The sequence below is a fragment of the Alteromonas sp. K632G genome (genome assembly GCF_017653625.1).
In the GTDB taxonomy this organism is placed as follows: domain Bacteria; phylum Pseudomonadota; class Gammaproteobacteria; order Enterobacterales; family Alteromonadaceae; genus Alteromonas; species Alteromonas naphthalenivorans.
On sequence record NZ_JAGGDM010000001.1, the window covers coordinates 113564 to 138419 of the forward strand.

Genomic DNA, 24856 nt, shown 5'->3' on the forward strand with positions numbered 1-24856 from the left:
GCAACGCGTCCCATTGATGGTCGTTGTTTCTGAACAACCAGGTAAAGCAATATGTTGGTCCTTCGAGGCGCTCCCGCACTATCAGAGTTTCACCAAACTAAACTGATTGCAAAGCTGGGTCAATCCGGCATTAAGGTGAAAAACCTATATAGCGAATATATTCACCTTATCGATTCAGAAGGTGAACTCTCGCAGCAGCAATTAGAAATACTTAAAAAGCTGCTTACCTACGGGCCTGCCCGACAAACCCAAACGCCAACTGGCAATCTCTTCGTGGTAACACCCCGACCAGGCACCATCTCTCCTTGGTCTACCAAAGCAACTGATATCGCAAACAATTGTAGTCTGAACACGATTAATCGTATAGAGCGAGGCTGTGCTTTTTATATAGAAGCAGCGCAACCGCTTAGCGATGCTGACTATAGTCTTCTTGCTGCCCACTTGCATGATCGCATGACGGAAACTGTTTTTCCTAATACAGCAGCGGCAGAAGTATTGTTTGCACATACTAAGGCGAAAACCTTTACATCAGTAGCGATACTCGAAGATGGCAAGCAAGCGCTTGTGGATGCCAATATTCAACTTGGTTTAGCACTGGCTGATGATGAAATAGAGTATTTATTCGAAAGCTTTACGCGTTTGGCGCGCAATCCTACCGACGTAGAGCTTTACATGTTTGCGCAAGCGAACTCTGAACATTGCCGCCATAAGATTTTCAACGCCAGTTGGACCATCGACGGTCAAGAGCAAGAAAAATCCTTGTTCAAAATGATCAAGAACACATTTGAAGTGTTACCCGATCATGTTTATTCGGCCTATAAAGACAACGCTGCTGTTATGTCTGGATGGGAAGCAGGGCGTTTCTTCCCGAACCCACAAACTCATCAATATGAATACCATCATGAGAGTATCGATATTCTGATGAAGGTAGAAACCCATAACCACCCAACCGCTATTTCACCTTTCCCAGGTGCGGCAACAGGCTCAGGTGGTGAAATTCGTGATGAAGGTGCTACCGGTCGTGGTTCTAAGCCAAAAGCAGGTTTGGGTGGTTTTAGTGTGTCTAACTTACGTATTCCAGGGTTAGAACAGCCGTGGGAAAAAGACTACGGTAAACCACAACGTATCGTGAGCGCGTTAGATATTATGCTAGATGGCCCACTAGGTGGCGCTGCATTTAATAATGAATTTGGTCGTCCGAATTTGCTTGGTTATTTCCGTACCTACGAGCAAGAAGTGAATAGCTTTAATGGCGTTGAAGTACGTGGTTACCACAAGCCTATTATGCTTGCTGGTGGCTTAGGTAATATTCGCCGTGAGCATATTGAAAAAGGCGAAATTACCGTAGGTGCCAAACTTATCGTACTTGGCGGCCCTGCAATGAACATTGGCCTTGGTGGGGGCGCAGCTTCTTCCATGGCATCAGGTCAGTCAAATGAAGATTTAGACTTTGCTTCGGTACAGCGTGAAAACCCAGAAATGGAGCGTCGTTGCCAAGAAGTTATTGATGCGTGCTGGCAGTTAGGTGATAACAATCCTATCCAGTTTATTCACGATGTGGGCGCGGGTGGTTTATCGAACGCGCTGCCTGAATTAGTTAACGATGGCGGACGTGGCGGTAAGTTTGAACTGCGTAATGTATTATCTGACGAACCAGGTATGACACCACTAGAATTATGGTGTAACGAATCACAAGAACGTTACGTGATGTCAGTAGCACCAGAAAACATGCCGGTGTTTGAGGCGATTTGCGCCCGTGAACGCGCACCTTACGTTGTAGTAGGGGAAGCCACTGCTGAACAAGAATTGAATGTAAACGACAGCCAATTCGATAACCAGCCTATAGACATGCCCCTTGATGTGTTACTTGGCAAGCCGCCTAAAATGCATCGCGACGTTACTAGTAAGCCATTAGAAACCACAGGTTTTAATGAAAGCGACATTACACTAGCTGACGCGGCAACGCGCATATTGTCGCTACCTACTGTGGCGGAAAAAACTTTCCTTATTACCATTGGCGATCGCTCGGTAACAGGTTTGGTTAACCGCGACCAAATGGTTGGCCCTTGGCAAGTACCTGTGGCCGATGTAGCGGTTACTGCCACTGCTTTTGATACTTACCATGGTGAAGCCATGGCGATGGGTGAAAGAACCCCTGTTGCCTTATTATCTCATGGTGCGTCAGCGCGTTTAGCCGTGGGTGAAGCGTTAACTAACATTGCCGCGGCGAATATTGGTGATTTAACCCGTATTAAACTTTCAGCAAACTGGATGGCAGCGGCAGGACACCCTGGTGAAGACGCTGGTTTGTATGAAGCGGTAAAAGCCGTCGGTGAAGAGCTTTGCCCTGAATTGGGATTGACCATTCCGGTAGGCAAAGACTCCATGTCGATGAAAACCGCATGGCAAGAGGAAGGCGAAGATAAAGCGGTAACATCACCGTTATCGTTAGTGATTTCTGCTTTCGGTGCCGTAAAAGATATTCGTAAAACGGTGACACCAGAGCTTCGCACCGATAAGGGCGACAGCCAATTATTGCTAATCGATTTAGGTGAAGGCAAGAACCGCCTTGGCGCGAGTTGTCTTTCACAAGTGTACGAGCAATTAGGTGACGCACCTGCCGATGTAGTTTCGGCGCAGCGTTTAAAAGCCTTCTTTAATGCGGTACAGACGCTAATTGAGAAACAACTGATAGTAGCTTACCACGACCGTTCTGATGGTGGACTATTCACTACCGTAGCCGAAATGGCCTTTGCCGGTAAAACCGGTGTAAGTGTTGCGCTAGACGGCATTTCAGGTTCAGAAGCGAGTTCAGACTTATCTGTGTTGTTTAACGAAGAGCTTGGTGGCGTACTTCAAGTATTAGACAAAGACATCGAGGAAGTAAATGCGGTACTCGCGTCTTTCGATTTAAGTGATGTTAGTCATTACATCGGTACGTTAAATACCACCGACACTATAGAGTTTACCCGTGATAACGTGGCAGTGCTAAACGATAGCCGCGTAGCCATGCGTACTACGTGGGCACAAACCACCTTGGCGATGCAAAAGCTTCGCGATAACCCAGTATGTGCTGAACAAGAACATGCTGCTAAGCAAGATGCTGCTGACCCTGGCCTACATGCTGCGCTTACGTACAACGTAAATGAAGATATTGCTGCGCCATATATCGCGAAAGGTGTACAACCTAAAGTCGCCATTTTACGAGAGCAGGGCGTAAATTCGCATCTTGAAATGGCCGCTGCATTTAACCGTGCTGGTTTTAACGCCATTGATGTACACATGAGTGATATCTTGGCTGGTAAAGTCACACTTGATGACTTCGCTGGTTTAGCTGCTTGTGGTGGTTTCTCTTACGGTGATGTACTTGGCGCCGGTGAAGGGTGGGCAAAATCAATCTTGTTCAACGAGCTTGCACGAGATCAATTTGCTGGCTTCTTCGACCGCAACAGTACCTTTAGTTTAGGGGTATGTAACGGGTGCCAAATGTTGTCGAACTTAAAGTCGCTTATTCCTGGCACTGAACATTGGCCGCACTTTGTTGCGAACCAATCGGCACGTTTCGAAGCCCGTGTTGCCATGGTAGAAGTGACTAAGTCTGCCTCTGTGTTGTTGCAAGACATGGCCGGTTCGCGCATGCCAATTGCTGTATCACACGGTGAAGGCCAAGCAGAGTTTGCAAGCGACAGCGCGCTTTCGTCCGTAGCATCGCAGGTGGCACTTCGTTATGTTGATAACTACGGCCAACCTACTATGCAATACCCCGCTAACCCGAATGGTTCGCCTGAGGGTATTACAGGTTTAACCTCGGCTGATGGACGAAGCACTATTATGATGCCGCACCCTGAACGTGTGTTTAGAGCGGTGGCTAACTCATGGCGTCCAGACGATTGGCAAGAAGATGGTGCGTGGATGCGTATCTTTAGAAATGCTCGTCGATTTGTAGGATAAAAACGCGCTTAAGCTTAGTAGAGGTAAGATGTTCTTATCTCTACTTTTTCACTTAAATGAGCGTGAAGCGTGTCAATAGATTGGCAAAGTGTCAAAAATTTGTACTGAGGGCTTGTCTTCGATAAGTCACTGATCTATTGTAGTGCAATGCAGGGATTGCAGACTGGTTACAGGAGTTTGTTTTAAGGGTTGTACCAACAAAAAATATTGTTGGTGTTGATAACAAGAGACGACGAATGAATCGTTCATCAAAAGGGTTTGGCTTAACCGGAGTAGCCATAGCGGTTGTGCTGATGTTTGTTACTGCTGTTTTCAGCAGTTCAGCTAAATCTGCCGACGTTACTTCAACGCTAGTTGTGCAGTCTTCAGTTAAGTAGTCTGAAAGTGAAATTCTAACGCCAGTATCTGTCTTCAGATACTGGCGTTAATCACTCAGCTTTACCAATTCATTTTATAAATCTTGCGTTATTAGCCTTTCCTATTTTTCTCTCTGTTAATCAATTTCTGATCTGGGTGTTTCTTCAATAATACATATGTAGCTGCAAATCCGCCGTGCATAGGCTGCGCCGTGTGGTAGGCAATGACCTCTTCTAATTCAAGCAACCAGTGATTAACAAAACTTTTCTTATAAGCAGGAAAAGGTTTACTCTCTTCACCTTTGCCGTGCTTAATCAATAATGCCCTCACACCTCGTTTATGTGAGTCGGTTATGGTTTTGTATAGTGCATCTCTACTTTGCTCAATCGTCATGCCACTTAAAGAAAGGGTTTCTTCTAATGGGTATTTACCCATGCGTAATTTTTTGAACACACCATCTTGAATACCTGGTTGTTGGAATAAAATGAAATCGTCAGGCTTTACAGGTGTTACCCCTTCTAGACTTAGGGGACTTTTCAGCTTTTCCCTTTCACTGCGTTGACTTGCTGCGCGCCTCTTTTTTTCAGCTATCGCACTCTCTGTATCATGCAATAACGCTTTATTTGAAGGTTTAATGGGTTTTACATCCTGCATCTCATTAAAGAACGAATGTAAATCATCATTTTTTTTAAAATCAGTCATAGTTTTCTCCCACACTCAGCGAAGCGTTATTTTCATGAATGTATTCGCTACGCCAATACTACTTTTCAACGTTGACCTAAATAAGCACTGTTTTACTAAGAATCAATATGGGGCTGTTTGTTGAATATTCTACTCTCGTATACCATGGGTTTATTCTAAAAGTAGCATCATTTTAAAAGCCAAAATCGAAATAGTTTTTTTTAATTATTGACGACTGAATCTTATACGTAGCTAATTTGACGATGGCTTACTATTAGTGAAAGTGGCTTAAATGCAGTTTAAAAGTAAACAAATCACAAGGACAAGTATGAAAACAATGTGTCGAATAATCACTATCTTAGTGTTTTGCTTAAGTGTCACGATGCCAAGTATGGCGCAAACCAATGATAATGATATAAAACAGGTGATTGCTACGAAGGTCGCGCCGCCGTTTGTCATCAAAAACAAAGATGGTTCTTTTGAGGGGATAAGTATTGCGCTTTGGGAGCAAATTGCAGAATTAACGGCTACCGATTATGCGTTGACCGAAGCCTCTTTGGTTGAGCTGGTGGCGGGAGTAGAAAGCGGTCGTTTTGATGCATCTGTTGCTGCGCTTACCGTCAATGCGCAACGAGAATCGGTTATTGATTTTACGCACCCCTTTTATACTACGGGATTAGCTATCGCCGTGCCTAGCGAAGGAAATCGGTGGATGTCAGCCGTTAAAGGTTTTTTCAGCTGGGAATTTTTAGTTGCACTATCAGCTTTGTGCGGGTTGCTACTGGCGGTAGGTGCGTTACTGTGGCTGTTTGAAAGAAAGCGCAACGCCGAGATGTTTGGCGGCTCGACGCAACAAGGCCTTGGTGCTAGCTTTTGGTGGGCGGCGGTGACCATGACCACAGTAGGGTATGGCGATAAGGCCCCTGTTACCTTTGGGGGGAGGGTAATCGGTTTCATTTGGATGTTTGCAGCCATCATTTTAATCAGTAGCTTTACCGCAGCCATTGCCACAAGCCTTACCGTAAGTCAGCTATCTTCAAGTGTTAAAGGGCTTGAGGACCTACCTAATGTGCGGGTGGGCACCTTGGCTAACTCTGCAAGTAGCGCATTTTTACAAAAAGAAAATATCGGATTTAAGCGGCTTGAAAGCGTTGAAGAAGGTTTGTCGCAATTGGCATCAGGCAAGCTAGATGCATTGGTTTACGATAAACCCATTTTACAGTACTTAACTAAAAACAGCTTTGGTGACAGTATTCTTATTTTACCTGAAGTCATTGAGCGTCAGGATTATGCTATTGCACTACCAGAAAACAGTGCCCAAAGAGAAAAAATTAATACCGCGTTACTTAGAGTAATAGAGACGGACGAGTGGCAAGAGATATTAGATAATTATCTTGGGAAATAGTGCCAGATAGGAATAATTTCCGTAATTGCGGTTAAGCGTAGTGGCGTCCCCAGCTGGAATCGAACCAACATCTAAGCCTTAGGAGGGCCTTGTTTTATCCATTAAACTATGGGGACCTAACGTTGTGAGGAACTATTATACGTAGTTCCGTTAAATACGAAACCTTTTGATTAATCAATAAGGTGCCGAAGGTTTCCATGGTATAGGTTTAAAATTAACCTGCTCGTTCGTCGTATAGAATAATTAAACGTTGTGGGCGGTGAGTTTCGCAACTTTCTAAATAAAAAAAGGCCCTGATACAGATGTATCAGAGCCTTTATCGTTAAGCCTCTTTTACATTAAATATCCGTTGTTGGGAATTTATCGATTGCTGTTTTTAGCACATCTGACTCCGTTGGAGTAGCAATGCCAATACTACCGTCACTCTCTTTAGCAGTATCACCAGACACCTGCCCAGACTCAGCTACCGATGTGCTATCGCTTTCAGAATTAGATGGAACAGACTCTATCGACGGTAAAATCAAATCTTCTGGTGGAAGCTCAAGATCTACGGTATCGATCGTTACTTCGGTTTCCAGCCCGATGGTAACAATATCGTTTTCCTCTGGAAGGGTAATTATATCTTCCGGCAATGTGCTCTCAGATGTCACCACTTGAGAATCAGTGTTTAACTCGACGGTTTGTTCAGACTGCGCACTAAATTCAACAACGGTAGGCGCTTTGGGTTCATCAGTAGCTTCCGTTTCTGAGCTTTGTGATGCACTTACCGACTCCGATGAACTATTTGCCATAGTTTCAGCTGAGTTACTTGTTTCTACTACTGCTACACCTTCACCAGATGCCGTCACAAACACGTTAAACTCAGCCTGTTCGACAGTACCATCTGGATACTCAATACGGTAAGTAAAGGTATCTGTTAAGGTGCCACCAAATACGGCTTGGGTGTTGTCTGGGGTATACGTGTACGCACCCGTTTCATCAATCTGCAGCGTACCGTAATCACCCACTAACGTAATGCCGCCAGTGGTATCTTGGAAAATTGTTCCATCAGTAGATACAGTTACATCGTATGTTGGGCCAAATAGCACATCGTTTTCGAACAGATTGCCCGTGGCGGTTTGTACGCCGCTGACTTCAAACTGGTCAAGGTAGTTGATGGTAGAGGATAGATCTACACTAATACTACCGGCTACGCCAACGCCTGTCGTACCGCTCATTGACAGACGGTACAAGCCTTCAGTTAATCCGTTGACGGTAAGCACGGTGTCGCCATCAATGCCTAATAAGCTAACAAGCTCGCCGTTCGGGAAAACTCTATACTCTTCCCATACTCCGTTTTCAAACTTTTCTACAGTAACAGTAAGGCTTGAAACCAGTGACAGCAGGCTACCATTATCAACGTTTAACGTAATATCTTGAGTCGTGTCTGTAGCGACGGCAAACGTACTGCTGGTATCGCTAAAGCTGCCCCCAAGCCCAAGTAAATAACCATGAGAAAGCGCATCTAGTTCACTAGGGCCAGTGTCTGAAACAAAATCATAGGTCAATTCAGCACGTGCTGAGTCTGCCGATACCCCTTGCCCTGATAGGTTAAAGTTAAGGTTGGCGGTGGAGGTATTAGTACCATCTGAAATGGTGTAGCTGAAGCTATCTGTACTACCCAAGCCGTCGCGCACGCCGTTGGCCACGTAGGTGTAGCTTCCGTCTTCAAAGATGGTGAGGTCGCCATAATCACCCTCAATGGTAATGCCAGATAAACCAGTACCTAATACGGTCACCGACTCACCATTGGTATGAGTAACTTGCGTCACTACGCCGCCCTCGGCAATGCTATCGGCCACATCGCCTGTGTTAGCAGCATCGATAACATTACCCGACGTTGTAGTACTACCTTCAAACGCGTATTCAGTGAGTGTTGAAGTTATATCGGTAGACTGAAGCAAGGTAAGTGTATTGCTTAGTAATGCTGCCGCGACCGCATCTAATACAGTATCGGCCAATGCGCCCAGCCCTAATAGATTAAGTCCAGTAGTAATGGTACTCACTAAGTCGCCGGCGCCTATGGTATCTGCTGTGCTTAAGGCTGGCTCAAGGACAAGGTTTCGTACAACCGTACCTAAACCAAGCCCATTTAATATACTCGCGTTAGTGCCGTTTAGTGCGTCCTCAACAGCAGTTAACACTACCTCTTGGTTTTCTTCCCCAAGCACCACGCCGCCATCACCTAACTCTGTTAGCGTAATCGAGCCGTCGCTATTTTGATCGAATAATGTTTCAAGCACACTTTCATCATTGCGAACAACCACGGTGTAATCACCGGCAGGTAGCCCTGAGAATTTTGCAACCAGCGTATCGTCACCGGTTACTCCGATAAGGTTTATACCTACCGCATCACCTATTAACGGATTGTCCGGCGTCATAGCTGTAGCAACCACGTTGCCATCTGCATCAATAATGTCAACACGATACGCATCGGCAACGGCAACCAGCGCTGTTTGGCTGACCTCGACTACCACTTCGCCAAAGTAACCAGCATCAACGGTAAGCGTTGTGCTAGCCTCTGGCGAACCTGCCACTGGTGAGCTTTCTGCTAAGCCTATCACCTGGAAGTCGCTGTCGGTAACTGGTGCATTTACAATGGCAGTTTGTGCGCCCAATTCCATGTCATTATTATCTGTCTGTGCTACTACTGTAGGGAAGTCGCTGCCAGAAATGGTGATGGTAAGTGCCGCAATATCAGAGGTTGCACCGTCTGATAGGGTGTAGTTAAACACTTCGTCTTGGCCGATTGCACTGCGATCGCCGTCGGCAGTGTAGGTATACGTACCGTCTGCAGAAATTTCTAGTACACCATAATTACCTTGAATAGTAACTGTACCTGCAGCAGGAACAGTAACGCTATCACCAGATGCATTGGTAACAAGCGTCACTTGCGCGCCGTCTAAGATAGTGTCCGAGCCCACGCCACTTAAATCACCATTAATCAGGTTACCTTGTGCCACTAAATCACCCGTATAAGTGTATTCCGTTAACGTGGTGGTAATGTCAGTGTCTTGTAAAAGGGTTAAGGTATTGCTAAGCAACGCATCGGCAACAACACTTAAAATATCATCAAGGAAGCCAGTTAAGCCAATTGCATCAAGAGGGGCGGTAAGTAAATTAACAAGCTGTCCTGCGCCAATTACTGTAGTCGTATCCAGAAGTGTCTCTAGTACTCCCCTTACTTGCGTGCCAACCGTACCAAGTGGAATACCTAAAACGCCGGTATTTAACGTTGCTTCAATAGTATCAAGAACTACCGCCTGATTGTCTGGCCCAAGTACCACGCCAGCTGTACCAAGCTCATCAAGGTCAATATCGTTACTGTTGTCATTGTCTAACAAATCTTCAAGTAAGTTCTCATCATTGCGAACCACCACACTGTAGTTGCCAGCATCAAGGCCTGCTAACGTGAACGAAATGGTCTCGTCGCCGGTAACATCAAAAATGTCTAGTCCACCGACATCTGCAAGTTTTGAATCTGCGCTTACTCCTTGGTAAACAAGCTGACCGCTCTCGTCATACACCTCAACAATGTAGGCATCGGCAACAGCAACCAGTGCTATTTGGTCAACCTCTACTAACACTTCACCTACATGGTTAGGGGAAACGGTAAAGGATGCACTTGCATCAACACCGCCTGTAGCTTCAACTAAGCCGATAACATCTACGTTGCTGGTGGTTTCTGGTGGGTTGACCGTGACCACCGGCTCGCCCATATCGACTCCGTTTCCATCATTAATGGCATCGAGGGCTTGTACAACCACATTTTGGCTCGCTGTGCTTGCCGAATTACCGGCGTCGTCGGTGACTGTTGCCACTACCGAATAGGTACCCGCTGGTAGCGTTGTACCTGTTAGATCTAGGCTCCAGTTGCCGCTTCCATCAATGGTGAGTTCAGGGTCAGTGCCAAAGGTATAGGACGTGCCATCAATAATGACAGTCAGAGTAGTATTGTCACCAAGGTCAACTGTTCCATTGAAAACCAGCGTGTTATCGCTAGTTATAAAGTCTCCAGCCACCCCAGAATCGTTTGAGATACTGTCGAACGTTACCGTTTGAGCATTATTGTTTTCATCAATACTGGTATCGATAACAATTGAACCTGTAGCTGAGTCAGAATTACCCACGGCATCTGTAGCGGTAACCGTTGCCGTGTAATTACCTTCAGCAAGCAGAGCGACGACATTGTCAGCCAAAGTCCATGTGCCGTCACCATTGTTGGTAGCGGTGTAATCATTGCCGTCAATGGTCACTACCACAACCGCATTCGGGTCGTTCACCGTACCAGTAAGTTCTGGCGTGGTGTCGTTGGTGGTCAAATCGTTTATGGCTACCGTAGGCGCTGTGGTATCAATTACCACGGTACCGGTGTTGGTCACCGTGTTGCCCGCGACGTCTGTTGCAGTCACTGACGTTGGGTAGCTACCTTCTGCTAACGTGGCAACTACATCATCGGCTAGTGCCCACGTGCCGTCACCATTGTTGGTAGCGATGTAATCATTGCCGTCAATCGTCACCACCACTACCGCGTTAGGGTCGTTTACTGTACCGGTGAGTTCTGGTGTGGTGTCGTTGGTGGTCAGATTGTTTATTGCAACCGTAGGCGCAGTGGTATCAATTACCACGGTACCGGTGTTGGTTACCATGTTGCCCGCGGCGTCTGTTGCAGTCACTGACGTTGGGTAGCTGCTTTCAGCAAGGGTTGCGACTGCGTTGTCAGCCAAAGTCCATGTGCCGTCACCATTGTTGGTAGCGGTGTAATCATTGCCGTCAATTGTCACTACCACAACCGCATTCGTGTCGTTCACCGTACCAGTAAGTTCTGGCGTGGTGTCGTTGGTGGTCAAATCGTTTATGGCTACCGTAGGCGCAGTGGTATCAATTACCACGGTACCGGTGTTGGTCACCGTGTTGCCCGCGGCGTCTGTTGCAGTCACTGACGTTGGGTAGCTACCTTCTGCTAATGTGGCAACTACATCATCGGCTAGTGTCCACGTGCCGTCACCATTGTTGGTAGCGGTGTAATCATTGCCGTCAATCGTCACCACCACTACCGCGTTAGGGTCGTTTACTGTACCGGTGAGTTCTGGTGTGGTGTCGTTGGTGGTCAGGTCGTTTATTGCTACCGTAGGCGCAGTGGTATCAATTACCACGGTACCGGTGTTGGTTACCGTGTTGCCCGCGGCGTCTGTTGCAGTCACTGACGTTGGGTAGCTGCCTTCAGCGAGTGTTGCTACCACGTTGTCAGCCAGTGTCCAGGTACCGTCACCGTTGTTGGTAGCGGTGTAATCATTGCCGTCAATCGTCACCACCACAATTGCATTCGGATCGTTCACTGTACCGGTAAGTTCAGGCGTGGTGTCATTGGTGGCCAGGTCGTTTATTGCAACCGTAGGCGCAGTGGTATCAACCACTACGGTACCTGTGTTGGTGCTGACGTTACCGTCAGGGTCGGTTGCAGTAACGGTTGCGGTATAGCTGCCATCGGCGAGCGTGGCTACTGCGTCATCAGCCAGCGTCCACGTACCGTCGCCATTATTAGTGGCGGTGTAGTCATTCCCGTCAATGGTGATCACAACGGTCGCTGTCGCATCATCAACCGTACCTGTAAGTGCTGGCGTCGTATCGTTGGTGGTTAAGTCATTAATTGCCACTACCGGTGCTACGGCGTCTACGGTATCAGATGCAGGCCCACTGGTGTTGCCCGCTTCATCTGTAGCCGTGGCCGTAACTACAACTCCATCGGCCAATGGTGTACCTGGCGTTACACTCCAATTGCCGTCGCCATCCGCGATGACGGTGAAATCTGGCGTGCCGTCGCCGTCTATATCTACATTTACCGTTGCGCCCGCTTCTGCAGTGCCTGTGATCTCAGTGCCGTTACCGGCATCAACAGTTGGCGCTGTTGGTGCTGTGGTATCAACCACTACGGTACCGGTGTTGGTGCTGACGTTACCGTCAGGGTCGGTCGCCGTAACGGTTGCGGTATAGTTGCCTTCGGCGAGCGTGGCGATTGCGTCATCAGCCAGCGTCCACGTGCCGTTACCGTTATTAATGGCGGTGTAGTCGTTACCATCGATAGTCACTACCACAACTGCGTTCGCATCATCAACCGTACCTGTCAGCGCTGGTGTCGTATCGTTGGTGGTTAAGTCATTAATTGCCACTACCGGCGCTACAGCATCTACGGTATCAGACACAGATCCGCTGGTATTGCCCGCTTCATCTGTAGCCGTGGCCGTTACTACAACACCATCAGACAATGGTGTATCAGGCGTAACGCTCCAATTGCCGTCGCCATCCGCGATGACGGTGAAATCTGGCGTGCCGTCGCCGTCTATATCTACATTTACCGTTGCGCCCGCTTCTGCAGTGCCTGTGATCTCAGTACCGTTGCCAGCATCGACGGTAGGCGATGCTGGTGCAGTGGTATCAACCACTACGGTACCGGTGTTGGTGCTGACGTTACCGTCAGGGTCGGTTGCCGTAACGGTTGCGGTATAGCTGCCTTCGGCGAGCGTGGCGACTGCGTCATCAGCCAGCGTCCACGTGCCGTTACCGTTATTAGTGGCGGTGTAGTCGTTACCGTCGATAGTCACTACCACAACTGCGTTCGCATCATCAACCGTACCTGTCAGCGCTGGTGTCGTATCGTTGGTGGTTAAGTCATTAATTGCCACTACCGGCGCTATAGCATCTACGGTGTCAGTCACAGATCCGCTGGTATTGCCCGCTTCATCTGTAGCCGTGGCCGTTACTACAACACCATCAGACAATGGTGTATCAGGCGTAACGCTCCAATTGCCGTCGCCATCCGCGATGACGGTGAAATCTGGCGTGCCGTCGCCGTCTATATCTACATTTACCGTCGCGCCCGCTTCTGCAGTGCCTGTGATCTCAGTGCCGTTACCAGCATCAACAGTTGGCGCTGTTGGTGCAGTGGTATCAACCACTACGGTACCTGTGTTGGTGCTGACGTTACCGTCAGGGTCGGTTGCCGTAACGGTTGCGGTATAGCTGTCTTCGGCGAGCGTGGCGACTGCGTCATCAGCCAGCGTCCACGTGCCGTTACCGTTATTAGTGGCGGTGTAGTCAATACCGTTAATGGTAATGACCACCGTGGCTGTTGGGTCGTCAACCGAACCAGTAAGCGCTGGTGTAGTGTCATTTGTTGTTAAGTCGTTGAAGTCAACGACTGGCGCCGCCGCGTCAACGGTGTCTGAGGCTGGGTTGCTAATGTTGCCCGCTGCGTCAGTTGCCGTTACGGTCACAATTACGCCATCGGAAAGTGGTGTATCAGGCGTAATACTCCAATTGCCGTCGCCATCAGCAATGACGGTGAAATCAGGCGTGCCGTCGCCATCCACGTCCACATTAACGGTTGCGCCTGCTTCGGCGGTACCAGTAATTTCGGTGCCGTTGCCCGCATCCACAGTAGGGATTGCAGGTGGTGTGGTATCAATAACTACCGTTCCTGAATTTGCCCCCTCATTGCCATCGGCATCAGTAGCTATAACGGTAGCTGTGTAGCTGTCATCGGCAAGTGCTGCCAATGTATCGTCAGCCAGCGTCCAACTTCCATCTCTATTGTTAGTTGCGGTGTAGTCCACACCATCAATGGTCACTACTACGATAGCGTTTGGATCGTCCACCGTACCGGTTAGTTCTGGTGTAGCGTCATTAGTAGTTAAGTCGTTGATTGTAACGACTGGCGCAACAGCGTCTACTGTATCTGACGCTGGTGCACTGACATTGCCAGCTTCATCGGTAGCCGTTGCCGTAACAACCACGCCATCGGCCAGAGGTGTAGTGGGTGTTACTGACCAATTTCCATCGCCATCCGCGATGACGGTGAAATCTGGCGTGCCGTCGCCATCCACGTCTACGTTCACGGTTGCGCCTGCTTCAGCGGTACCGGTAATGTCTGTGCCGTTGCCAGCATCGACGGTAGGCGATGCTGGTGCAGTGGTATCAATCACCACAGTACCAGAGTTAGTTCCGGTGTTACCATCGGCGTCAGTAGCAGTGACCGTAGCGGTATAGCTACCTTCAGCCAGCGCAGCTACTGCATCGTCAGCCAGTGTCCAGCTGCCATCACCATTGTTTGTCGCGGTATAGTCTGTACCGTTAATGGTAACGACCACGATGGCGGTTGGATCGTCTACCGAACCGGTAAGTGCAGGCGTTGTGTCGTTAGTCGTTAGGTCGTTAAAGGCAACGATAGGCGCAACAGCGTCTACTGTATCTGACGCTGGGCTACTCGTATTGCCAGCTTCATCGGTTGCTGTTGCCGTGACAACCACGCCATCTGCTAGCGGTGTACTGGGTGTTACTGACCAGTTACCATCGCCATCAGCAATAACCGTGAAATCAGGTATGCCATCACCGTCAACGTCTACGTTTACGACAGCGCCTGCTTCGGCTGTACCGGTAATTTCGGTACCATTGCCTGCATCAACAGCAGGGGCAGCAGGCGCAGTAGTATCGATAACTCCACCATTTTCGTTTGCAGTCGCCGTATTGCCCGCACCATCAGTTGCCGTTGCAGTGACAGAATAATTACCTTCAGATAAGGCCGCTGGCACATCTACAGAGAAGGTGCCATTAGCTTGAACAATGGCGTCAAAGGTTTGCGTATTACCAGCATTATCAGTAACGCTGATGGATACGATGCTACCTGGAGCAATATCTGTAGTACCGGAAATGGTCGGTGTTGTGTCATTTCCTGTACCAAGCTGATCCAAGGTTAGGTTTGGCACGGCTGTATTGATATTGCCGCTGGTAGTAACAGACGCCGAGTTTCCAGCAGCATCAGTGGCGGTAGCGCTAACATTGAAGTTACCGTCTGCCATTGCATTAGGCACATCGGCGCTGAAGTCTCCGTTACTATCGACAATAGCCGTAAATGTCTGTTCTGCTCCTGCGCTGTCGGTGACGGTTATGGTCACTGAACTACCTGGGCTTAAATCGGTGCTGCCGGTAATCGTTGGCGTAGTATCGTTACCTGTGCCTTGTGCATCTAAGTTGATAGTCGGCGCGGTAGTGTCTACGCTACCGTTTGTTTCAGTGGCAGTAGTCTCATTGCCTGCTGGGTCTTGGGCAACCGCTGTGACGGTATAGCCTCCTTCAGCCATTAGGTTAGGCACGTCGGCCGAGAAACTGCCGTCTCCCTGAACGGTTGCATCGAAGGTCTGGCTTACACCTGCGTTATCCGTAACCGTAATCGTTATCGTAGCACCTGCAGGCAGGTCAGTATTCCCTGATATTGTAGGTGTAGTGTCACTGTCTGGGGCTAGTGTATCTAACGATAGAGTAGGGGCTGTCGTATCAATAACGCCTGTATTGTCTACGACGGTAGTGCTATTGCCCGCTTCATCACTCGCCGTGGCTTCAACACTGTATGCACCTTCAGCTAAAGGCGCAGGCACATCCACTGTAAAGTTTCCATCTACATCAACTGTAGCCGTGATGGTTTGGACATTTCCTGCGCTGTCAGTTACCACAAGAGTAACTTCACTGCCCTGCGCAAGATTTGTGCTGCCAGATAGGGTAGGCGTTGTGTCATTGCCTTCCTCAAGTGGCGTTAATGTTAGTGATGGTGCTGTAGTGTCTATGCTTCCAGCATCACTCGCTGTCGCTGTATTACCTGCTTCATCACTGATAGTAGCGCTTACCGTGAAGTCGCCTTCAGCTAAATCCGTACCCGGGGAGATAGAGAAAGAACCATCGGCCTGTACCACTGCACTTAAGGTCTGGGTCGCACCGGCGCTATCCGTTACCAAAATAGTGACCACAGAGCCCGCAGGTTCATCGGTTGTTCCGGTAATGAGTGGCGTAACGTCGTTAGTGGTATCTGCAACATCCATAGTAAGTGCAGGTACAAGCGTATCGACTAGGCCTGCTTCATTATCGGTTGTACTGTTGTTTGCTGCATCGGTGGCGGTTGCAGAGACTGTGAAATTGCCTTCAGCCATCGCCGCTGGTACGTCGGCTGAAAATGCGCCGCCTGCAGCAACCAATGCAGAGAACACTTGGGTATTACCGGCACTATCAACAACGGTTATCTGCACCGTAGAACCTTGAGGCAAATCTACAGTACCGCTAATGGTTGGGGTTGAGTCGCTAACTGTGCCAGGCTCATCCAGAGTAATAACAGGTGAAATTGTGTCGATTACGCCTGTTTCAGCGTCGGACGCTGTATTGCCAGCCTCATCAACAACCGTTGCTTGAACCGTATAGTTACCCTCCGCCATAGTGGCCGGGACGTCTACGCTAAAGGAGCCGTCGCTTTGTACGGTTGCTGATAAGGTTTGAATATTGCCAGCGTTATCTGTGACGGTAATTGAAACCGTGCTTCCAACAGGTTGATCGGTTGTACCGTTAATTGTTGGCGTTGCATCATTTCCTACACCTGGCTCTGTCACATCGACTGCCGGTGATGTGGTATCTACCACGCCGCCAGTTTCAGAGTCAGAACCTGTATTACCCGCGCCGTCAGTTACCTCTGCGACAATGGTGTAGCTACCTTCGGCCAAATCAGCAGGTACGCTTGCGCTAAAGGTGCCATCACCTTGCACGGCTGCAGTAAAGGTTTGCACAGCACCTGCGCTATCAGTCACTGTTAACGTGACGGTGGCACCAACTGACGCGTTCGTTGTACCTGAAATGAGAGGTGTAGCGTCGTTTGTTTGACCAAGGGCATCTAACGTAATGTCCGGGGCACTAGCATCAATATTGCCGCTATCAGTGACTGTCGTGCTATTGCCCGCAGCATCGCTCGCACTGGCTGACACATCATAGTTGCCGTCGACAAGCACGCTGGGTACCTCAACTGAGAAAGCGCCATCCGCATCAACCGTAGCGGTAAGATTTTGTACATTACCGCCTGCATCGGCCACAACCAGTGTAATTGTTGCTCCTTCTGGAAGGTCGGTAGTACCGCTCAATATTGGCGTAGCGTCATTGCCGTTGGCCACAGGGTCTAAGTTGATAACAGGCGGGATGGTGTCGATTGTACCGTTGTTATCAACCGCTGTGTTTTGATTACCTGCATCATCAGTCGCCGTCACTTCTACTGTGTAATCGCCTTCTGCAAGGTCAACCGGCACGTCAGCACTAAAGCTACCGTTCGCTTGAACTGTGGCGGTGAAGGTTTGCGTATTACCCTGGCTGTCCGTCACGCTAATGCTTACGTTGCTGCCCGCAGCCAAGTCGGTGGTTCCCGATATAGTCGGTGTAGCATCGTTGGTTAAACCTTGTGCGTCTAACGAAAGTGTTGGCGCTGCTGTATCTATGACACCGTTGTTATCTATTGCCGTTGCAGAATTACCCGCATCGTCAGTAGCAGTAACGGTTGCGCTGAAACTGCCTTCAGCTAAATCGGCGGGAACATCAGCACGGTAAGTGCCATCGTTTAGAACTGTGGCTGTGAATGTCTGGGTGTTTCCAGCGTTGTCTGTCACGCTTATGCTTACCGTATCGCCAGCATTGAGGTCTGTGGTGCCAGAGATAGACGGTGTTGCATCATTACCAAGCCCTTGTGTATCGATAGTTATCGATGGCGCCGTAGTATCGATGTTGCCGCCATTTTCGGTTACCGATGCACTGTTGCCTGCGCCGTCTGTGGCTGTAGCAGTAACAGAATAGTCACCTTCAGGTAAGCTTGCAGGGACGTCAGCGGTAAAGCTACCGTCGCCTTGTACTATGGCGCTGAATGTTTGCGTGTTTCCAGCGCTGTCAGTCACGGTTAGCGTGACAGTGCTACCTGGTGCTAAATCGGTATTACCTGAAATGGTTGGCGTGGTGTCGTTGTCTGTTCCTAATGGTTCAAGCGATAAGGTCGGCGCTGCTGAGTTTATGTTGCCACTTACTGAATCTGTGGCGGTATTACCCGCAGCATCAGCCGCCGTTGCAGTAACGTCGAAGTTTCCGTCAGCCATAGGATTAGGCACATCAGCACTGAAGTCGCCATTAGCATCAACAAATGCAGTAAAAGACTGCACAGAGCCAGCACTGTCAGTCACCGTGATAGTCACTGTACTGCCTGCATCCAAGTCTGTGCTACCGCTAATCGTTGGCGTGGTATCGTTTCCTGTACCAAATGGATCTAGGTTAATAACGGGGGCAGTGGTATCTACGCTACCGCCCGTTTCAGAATCGGAACCTTGGTTGCCCGCCGGGTCTTGAGCCGCAGCGGAGACCGTATAGTCTCCTTCAGCTAGTGGTGAAGGTATATTTGCTGCAAAACTGCCGTCGGTTTGTACCGTTGCCGCAAAGGTTTGCGTATTACCGGCACTGTCGACCACCGTTAGGGTAACAATGGCGCCAGCAGGAAGGTTTGTGGTGCCAGAAATAGTTGGCGTTGGGTTATTCTCAGGCGCTAATTCATTTAGGTTTAGCTCAGGTGGTGTTGTGTCGATGGCGCCTGAATTATCGAGTATAGATGAGCTGTTACCGGCTTCATCAGTGGCTGTTGCTTCAACACTGTACGAACCTTCAGCCAGTGCCGCGGGTAGGTCCACTGTAAAGTTTCCTGCAGCATCAACCGTTGCCGTGACCGTTTGAATGTTGCCGGTACTATCTGTGATAACCAAGGATACAACGCTACCTTCAGCTAGATCTGTGCTACCGGAAATGGTTGGCGTTGTGTCATTGCCTAGTCCTTGAGGGTCCAAGGTTAGGGTAGGCGCTGTGGTGTCAATGGTGCCCGCTGCATTGGCTGACGCACTGTTGCCTGCATCGTCGGTAGCCGTAGCGGTAACATTATAGTCACCTTCGGTCAGTGCATCTGGCACATCCACACTGAAGTTGCCGTTTGTATCAACCGTTGCGGTAACAGTTTGTGTATTACCAGTGTTGTCGGTAATCGACAGCGTAACGCTCTCACCTGCTGCTAAGTCCGTAGTGCCTGAAATAGTAGGCGTAGTATCGTTATTTGAACCCAGCGCATCTAGTGATATAGCGGGGACGACGGTATCGACGACCCCGTTATTGTCGGTGACAGATGCACTATTTCCGTTGCTGTCAGTAGCGGTAGCGATTACTGAGTAATCACCCTCGGCAAGAGGTACGGGGACGTCAGCACTAAAGTTACCGCTCGCATCAACTAGTGCGGTAAAGGTTTGCGTATTGCCAGCACTGTCAGTGACTGAAAGCGTCACGGTAGACCCCGCAGTTAGGTCAGTCGTACCCGATATGGTTGGTGTAGTATCGCTAACCGTAACCTGGGCGTCTAAAGACAGTGCAGGCGCACTGGTATCTAGGGTGCCCGTGTCGGTGGAGGTTGTTGTATTTCCTGCCTCATCGGTAGCGCTTGCGGTTACGGTATAGCTGCCATCTGGCATAGCATTGGGTACATCCGCGCTGAATGAACCGTTCGCGTCCACAATTGCATCAAAGGTTTGCGTATTGCCTGCGCTATCAGTAACGGTTAATGTTACCGTGCTTCCTGGTGCTAAATCAGTGCTCCCCGATATGTTAGGCGTTTCATCATTGCCTGTACCTTGCGGATTTAGCGTAAGCACAGGGGCAGTGGTGTCAATATTGCCACCATCTTCAGATGTGGTTGTTGAGTTACCAGCATCATCTGTTGCAGTAACCTCTACGCTGTAGTCGCCTTCTGGCAGTGAAGTCAATACTTCTGTAGCGAAGTTGCCATCTGTATCAACCAATGCGTTGATGGTTTGCGTGTCGCCATTGCTGTCGGTTACGGTGATCACCACGACAGCACCTTCGGGTAAATCTGTATTACCTGAAATAACCGGTGTAGTGTCATTACCTGAATCTAACGGATTGACGCTAACAACAGGCGCTTGCGTATCAATGTTTCCATTTGTCTCGTTTGCAGACGCGGTGTTACCTTGCGCATCGCTTACTGTTGCCGTAACGGTGAAGTCGCCCTCGGCCAGTGCGTTAGGTACATCCGTGCTGAATGTTCCGTCTGCTTCCACGGTAACTTGGAAGCTTTGCGAGTCACCATTGGCATCCACAACGGTAATGGTGACAAGTGTGCCGGGAGTAACATCAGTAGTACCTGAGATAGTTGGGGTTACGTCGCTGGTAGAGCTTTGCGTGTCAAGGGTTAACAGTGGTGCTTGGCTATCTACATTGCCTGTTGTATTGGCATTTGCGGTATTACCTGCACTGTCAGTTGCACTGGCGGTAACCGTGAAGTCGCCGTCGGCTAATGCGTTTGGCACATCTACATTAAAGCTACCATTAGCATCGACCAAGGCATTAACAGTTTGCGTGTTTCCAGCGCTATCAGTCACTACTAGCGTTACTATGCTTCCTTCAGGAAGATCAGTGGTGCCTGAAAGCGTCGGCGTTGTGTCCCCAGTACTGCCAGGGTTTTCCAGGGTTAGCGCTGGGGCAGTAGTATCAATGGTGCCGCCATTATCGGTCACCGTTGTCGTATTGCCATCACCGTCGGTCGCGCTGGCGGTTACTGTGTAAGCACCATCAGGTAGTGGTGACGTAACATCTGCACTAAAGCTTCCATCTGCACCTACTGTCGCGGTAATCGTCTGCGTGTTCCCTGCGCTATCCGTTACGGTTAAGGTAACCGTACTTCCTTCAGGTAAGCTTGTGGTACCTGAAATAGCGGGCGTACTGTCATTCGTTTCGTCTTGTCCATCTAGCACTAACGTTGGTGCATTCGTATTGATGTTACCTGTTGTGCTGTCAGTCGCTTCATTACCTGCCTCGTCTTCTGCCGTGGCGCTAACTGTGTAGTCTCCATCTGCCAGTTCTTGGGGTACGTCGACAGAGAAATTGCCGTTAGCATCGACTAGGGCGTTAATAGTTTGCGTATTACCTTCGCTATCCACTAACGTTAGCGAGACAACACTTCCTTCCGGCAGATCGGTGCTGCCCGATAAAGTCGGCGTGGTATCGTTGCCAGAACCCACTGGGTTTAGAGAAAGTGTTGGTGCCGTTGTGTCAATGCTGCCAACATTTTCGGTTACACTCGCGGTATTACCATTTTCATCCACGGCAGTTGCTGTAACCGTGTAGTTACCTTCTGCCAATGCGCTAGGCACTTCAACGCTAAAGGCTCCGTTTTCATCAACAAGGGTTTCGATGGTTTGCTGATTACCTAAGCTATCGGTAACGACCAGTGTAACCGTACTACCTTGTGGTAAATCTGTAGCACCGCTAATAAGCGGTGTAGTATCGTTGCCCACGTCTTGTGGATCGAGAGTAAGCGTTGGTGCCGCAGTATCAATATTGCCTTGCGTTGATGCAGAATCTTGGTTGCCCGCATCGTCAGTGACCGTGGCGGTAACGGTAAAGTCGCCGTCGGCAAGCTCTGCTGGCACATCAACAGAGAAGGTACCGTCATTTTCGACTATAGCGATAAAAGTCTGCGTATTTTCTGCACTGTCTGTAACAGTGATAGATACACTGCTACCTGGTGCTTGGTCTGTGCTACCGGAAATGGTTGGCGTAGCATCATTAGTACTGCCTTGAGCATCTAAGTTAACTAGCGGTGATGTTATATCAATATTGCCGCCGGTTTCCGTTGCCGTTGCGGTATTGCCGTTTGCATCGGTCGCCGCAGCCGTTACGCTATATTCACCTTCTGCTAATGGATTGGGAACATCGACACTGAAATTACCAGAACCGTCTACCGTTGTCGTAAATGTTTGCGTATTGCCAAGCGCATCGGTAACAGACAGTGTGACAGTGCTGCCAGCTGGTAAATCGGTAGTACCGGAGATAGTAGGCGTGGTGTCGTTATCATCACCAAGTGGGTCAAGGGTTAAGCTTGGCGCATTGCTGTCCACTGTGCCAGTTTGTGACGTTGAAGCACTATTTCCCGCAGTATCGGTAGCTGTTGCTTCAACAGTGTAGTCGCCGTCAGCGAGTTCAGCGGGAACGTCTGCGCTAAATTCGCCGTTCGCGTCTACTGTGGCAGTAAAGGTTTGGCTGTTTCCAGCACTATCGGTAACGGTAAGTGTAACCGTGCTGCCCGCTTCTAAGTTTGTAGAACCGCTAATTGAAGGTGTCGTGTCATTCCCTGTGCCAAGTGATTCTAGTGAAATGGTGGGGGCTTGCGTATCAATGTTGCCGCCATTTTCAGTGACAGTCGTTGTATTGCCTGCATCGTCTGTAGCACTGGCCTCTACGGTATATTCACCCTCAGTAAGCGGCGTTTGCACATCGACGTTAAAATCACCGTTATCATCAACAATTGCATTGATAGTTTGCGTGTTGCCCGCGCCGTCGGTAACCACAATGGTTACCGTTGAACCAGGCGGTAAATCGGTAGAACCAGAAATCGACGGCGTGGTGTCGCTGCCGTCAGTTTGTGGGTCTAGAGAAAGCGCTGGTGCGGTAGTGTCGACGCTACCCCCGTTATCGTCAGCCGTAATCGTATTGCCTGCGGCATCAGTTGCTTCGACAGAAACCTCATAGTTGCCCTCTGCTAGCGCTCCATCCACATCGGCGCTGAAATTACCATTTTCATCAACAACGGCGGTAACAGTCTGCGAATTGCCCTGACTATCGGTGACGGTAATAGCGACCTCGCTGCCCGCTGGTAAATCTGTATTACCTAAGATAGTCGGTGTTGTGTCGTTAGTATCCGTTTGCGGGTCGATGTTCACGACCGGTGGCGTGGCATCAAGTACAGTAGTGGCCGTGGCGGTAGAGCTATTACCATTTTCGTCTGTCACCGTCACTTCAATCTCGTATTCGCCTTCTTCAGAGCCAGGAGGGAATGCTACATTGAAGTTGCCATTCTCATCGGTTGTCCCCGTTATTGTCTGGCTGTTGCCGTCGCTATCTGTAATAACAACCACAACCTCTGAATTAGGTGCGTCTGACGAACCTCCTATACCTTCACTACCGTTGGTAGGAGAGCCGGTTTCAATAACAACATCAGGGCCTTGGGTATTGATAACCGCATCGATTGACGTTGAAGCGGTATTGCTCGCCACATCAGACACAGAAGCAGTTACCGTGAAGTCGCCGTTTGCCAGTGCTTGCGGAACTTCAGCACTGAAGCTACCGTCTTCTTGCACTGTCGCAGTAATGGTTTGCGTTGTGCCGTCTGAATGTACGATTTCTAGCGTGACTATCGCACCCGGTTCTGCGTCGGTGTCGCCATTTATCACTGGTGTGTCATCATTGGTTGAGCCAATAGGCTCAAGGCTAATGGATGGCGCCGTGGTGTCAATTTCGCCTGTTACTGTAGTAGTCGAGCTATTACCTGCCGGTGTCGTTACGGTTACATCTACCGTGTACTCACCTTCGCTAAGCTCCGCTGGCACGTCTTCGTTGAATGTGCCGTCAGCGCCCACTGTGGTAACGATTGTTTGTTCGTTACCCTCGCTATCTGTAACCACAATGACGACTTCACTGCCAGGAGGGGCATCGGTTTCACCAGAAACGTTTGGAGTGGTATCGTTTGTTGGCGCAGGTTGGTTTACGGTCGTCGAAGGACTCGTAGAATCGTAATCGCCGCTCGCTGTTGCTTGTGCGGTGTTACCCGCACCATCTGTCACCTCGGCAGTTACGCTGTATGTACCCTCTGCCACTGCATTTGGAACTTCAACGGTAAAGGTACCATCGGCAAGCACAGTCGTAGTAAAGGTTTGAGTAACACCTGCACTATCGGTAACGGTAAGTGTTATTGTGCTTCCTGGCACCGCATCCGTTAAACCAGAAAGGGTGGGTGTAGCATCGCCATTTATTCCTGGGGCGTTTAATGAGATGGTTGGTGCAGTCACGTCGATAGCGCCCTGAGCTTCGGCACTGGCCGTATTTCCTGCTTGATCTGTTACGCTGGCGTTAACCGTAAATTCGTCTTCAGCTAATTCAATAGGCACATCTACAGAGAAGGTGCCGTCAGCTTGCACTGTGGTGGTAAGCGTTTGTACGTTACCTGCACTGTCTGTCACCGTTAGGGTAACGGTCGAACCCGGCGAGGCATCAGTCGTACCTGAAAGCGTAGGCGTAGTGTCGTTGTCAGTGCCTTGTGCATCTAATGAAATTGCAGGTGCGGTAGTATCAATTTCACCGGTATTGGCATCGGTTGCACTATTGCCCGCCGCATCGGTAACGCTGGCCTCAACGGAATATTCACCTTCGGCTAATTCATCAGGCACATCCACAGAGAAGGTACCGTCAGCTTGCACTGTGGTGGTAAGCGTTTGTACGTTACCTGCACTGTCTGTCACCGTTAGCGTCACGGTAGAGCCTGGCGCAGCATCAGTCGTACCTGAAAGGGTAGGCGTAGTGTCGTTGTCAGTGCCTTGTGCATCTAATGAAATTGCGGGTGCAGTCGTATCAATTTCACCGGTATTGGCATCGGTGGCTGTATTGCCCGCCGCATCGGTAACGGTGGCCTCAACAGAATATTCACCTTCCGCTAATTCAGCAGGCACATCTACAGAGAAGGTGCCGTCAGCTTGA

Annotated in this window: 5 protein-coding genes and 1 tRNA gene; 3 read left to right on the forward strand and 3 right to left on the reverse strand. The window is 49.3% G+C overall.

Translation table 11 applies throughout. The features are described 5' to 3' along the window. Positions 1-51 precede the first annotated feature (51 nt). Both purL and J5X92_RS00530 read left to right on the forward strand, forming a co-directional pair. Positions 52-3951 (forward strand): phosphoribosylformylglycinamidine synthase, encoded by a 3900-nt coding sequence (purL, locus tag J5X92_RS00525; RefSeq protein ID WP_208804194.1) that lies wholly within the window; start codon positions 52-54, stop codon positions 3949-3951. A 236-nt stretch (positions 3952-4187) separates the two neighbouring features. Then, on the forward strand, positions 4188-4328 hold the full coding sequence (locus J5X92_RS00530) for a hypothetical protein (protein ID WP_013785166.1): 141 nt from the start codon (positions 4188-4190) through the stop codon (positions 4326-4328). Between the two features lie 91 nt (positions 4329-4419). Here J5X92_RS00530 and smrA read toward each other — a convergent pair whose 3' ends face one another. Then, complete coding sequence (gene smrA / locus J5X92_RS00535; RefSeq protein ID WP_208804196.1) at positions 4420-5010, reverse strand: DNA endonuclease SmrA; 591 nt, start codon at positions 5008-5010, stop codon at positions 4420-4422. A 307-nt stretch (positions 5011-5317) separates the two neighbouring features. Here smrA and J5X92_RS00540 point away from each other — a divergent pair, with 307 nt between their 5' ends. After that, the gene (locus J5X92_RS00540; protein ID WP_208804197.1) at positions 5318-6394 is read left to right on the forward strand and encodes a transporter substrate-binding domain-containing protein; all 1077 of its coding nucleotides are present in this window, start codon (positions 5318-5320) and stop codon (positions 6392-6394) included. Positions 6395-6435: 41 nt separating this feature from the next. Here J5X92_RS00540 and J5X92_RS00545 read toward each other — a convergent pair. Together J5X92_RS00545 and J5X92_RS00550 are read right to left on the reverse strand one after the other, a co-directional pair. Further along, positions 6436-6510: transfer RNA gene (locus tag J5X92_RS00545), tRNA-Arg, on the reverse strand. 222 nt (positions 6511-6732) lie between these two features. After that, positions 6733-24856, reverse strand: an 18124-nt coding sequence (locus tag J5X92_RS00550) for a BapA/Bap/LapF family large adhesin (RefSeq protein WP_244360007.1), incomplete at its 5' end; no start/stop codon positions are given.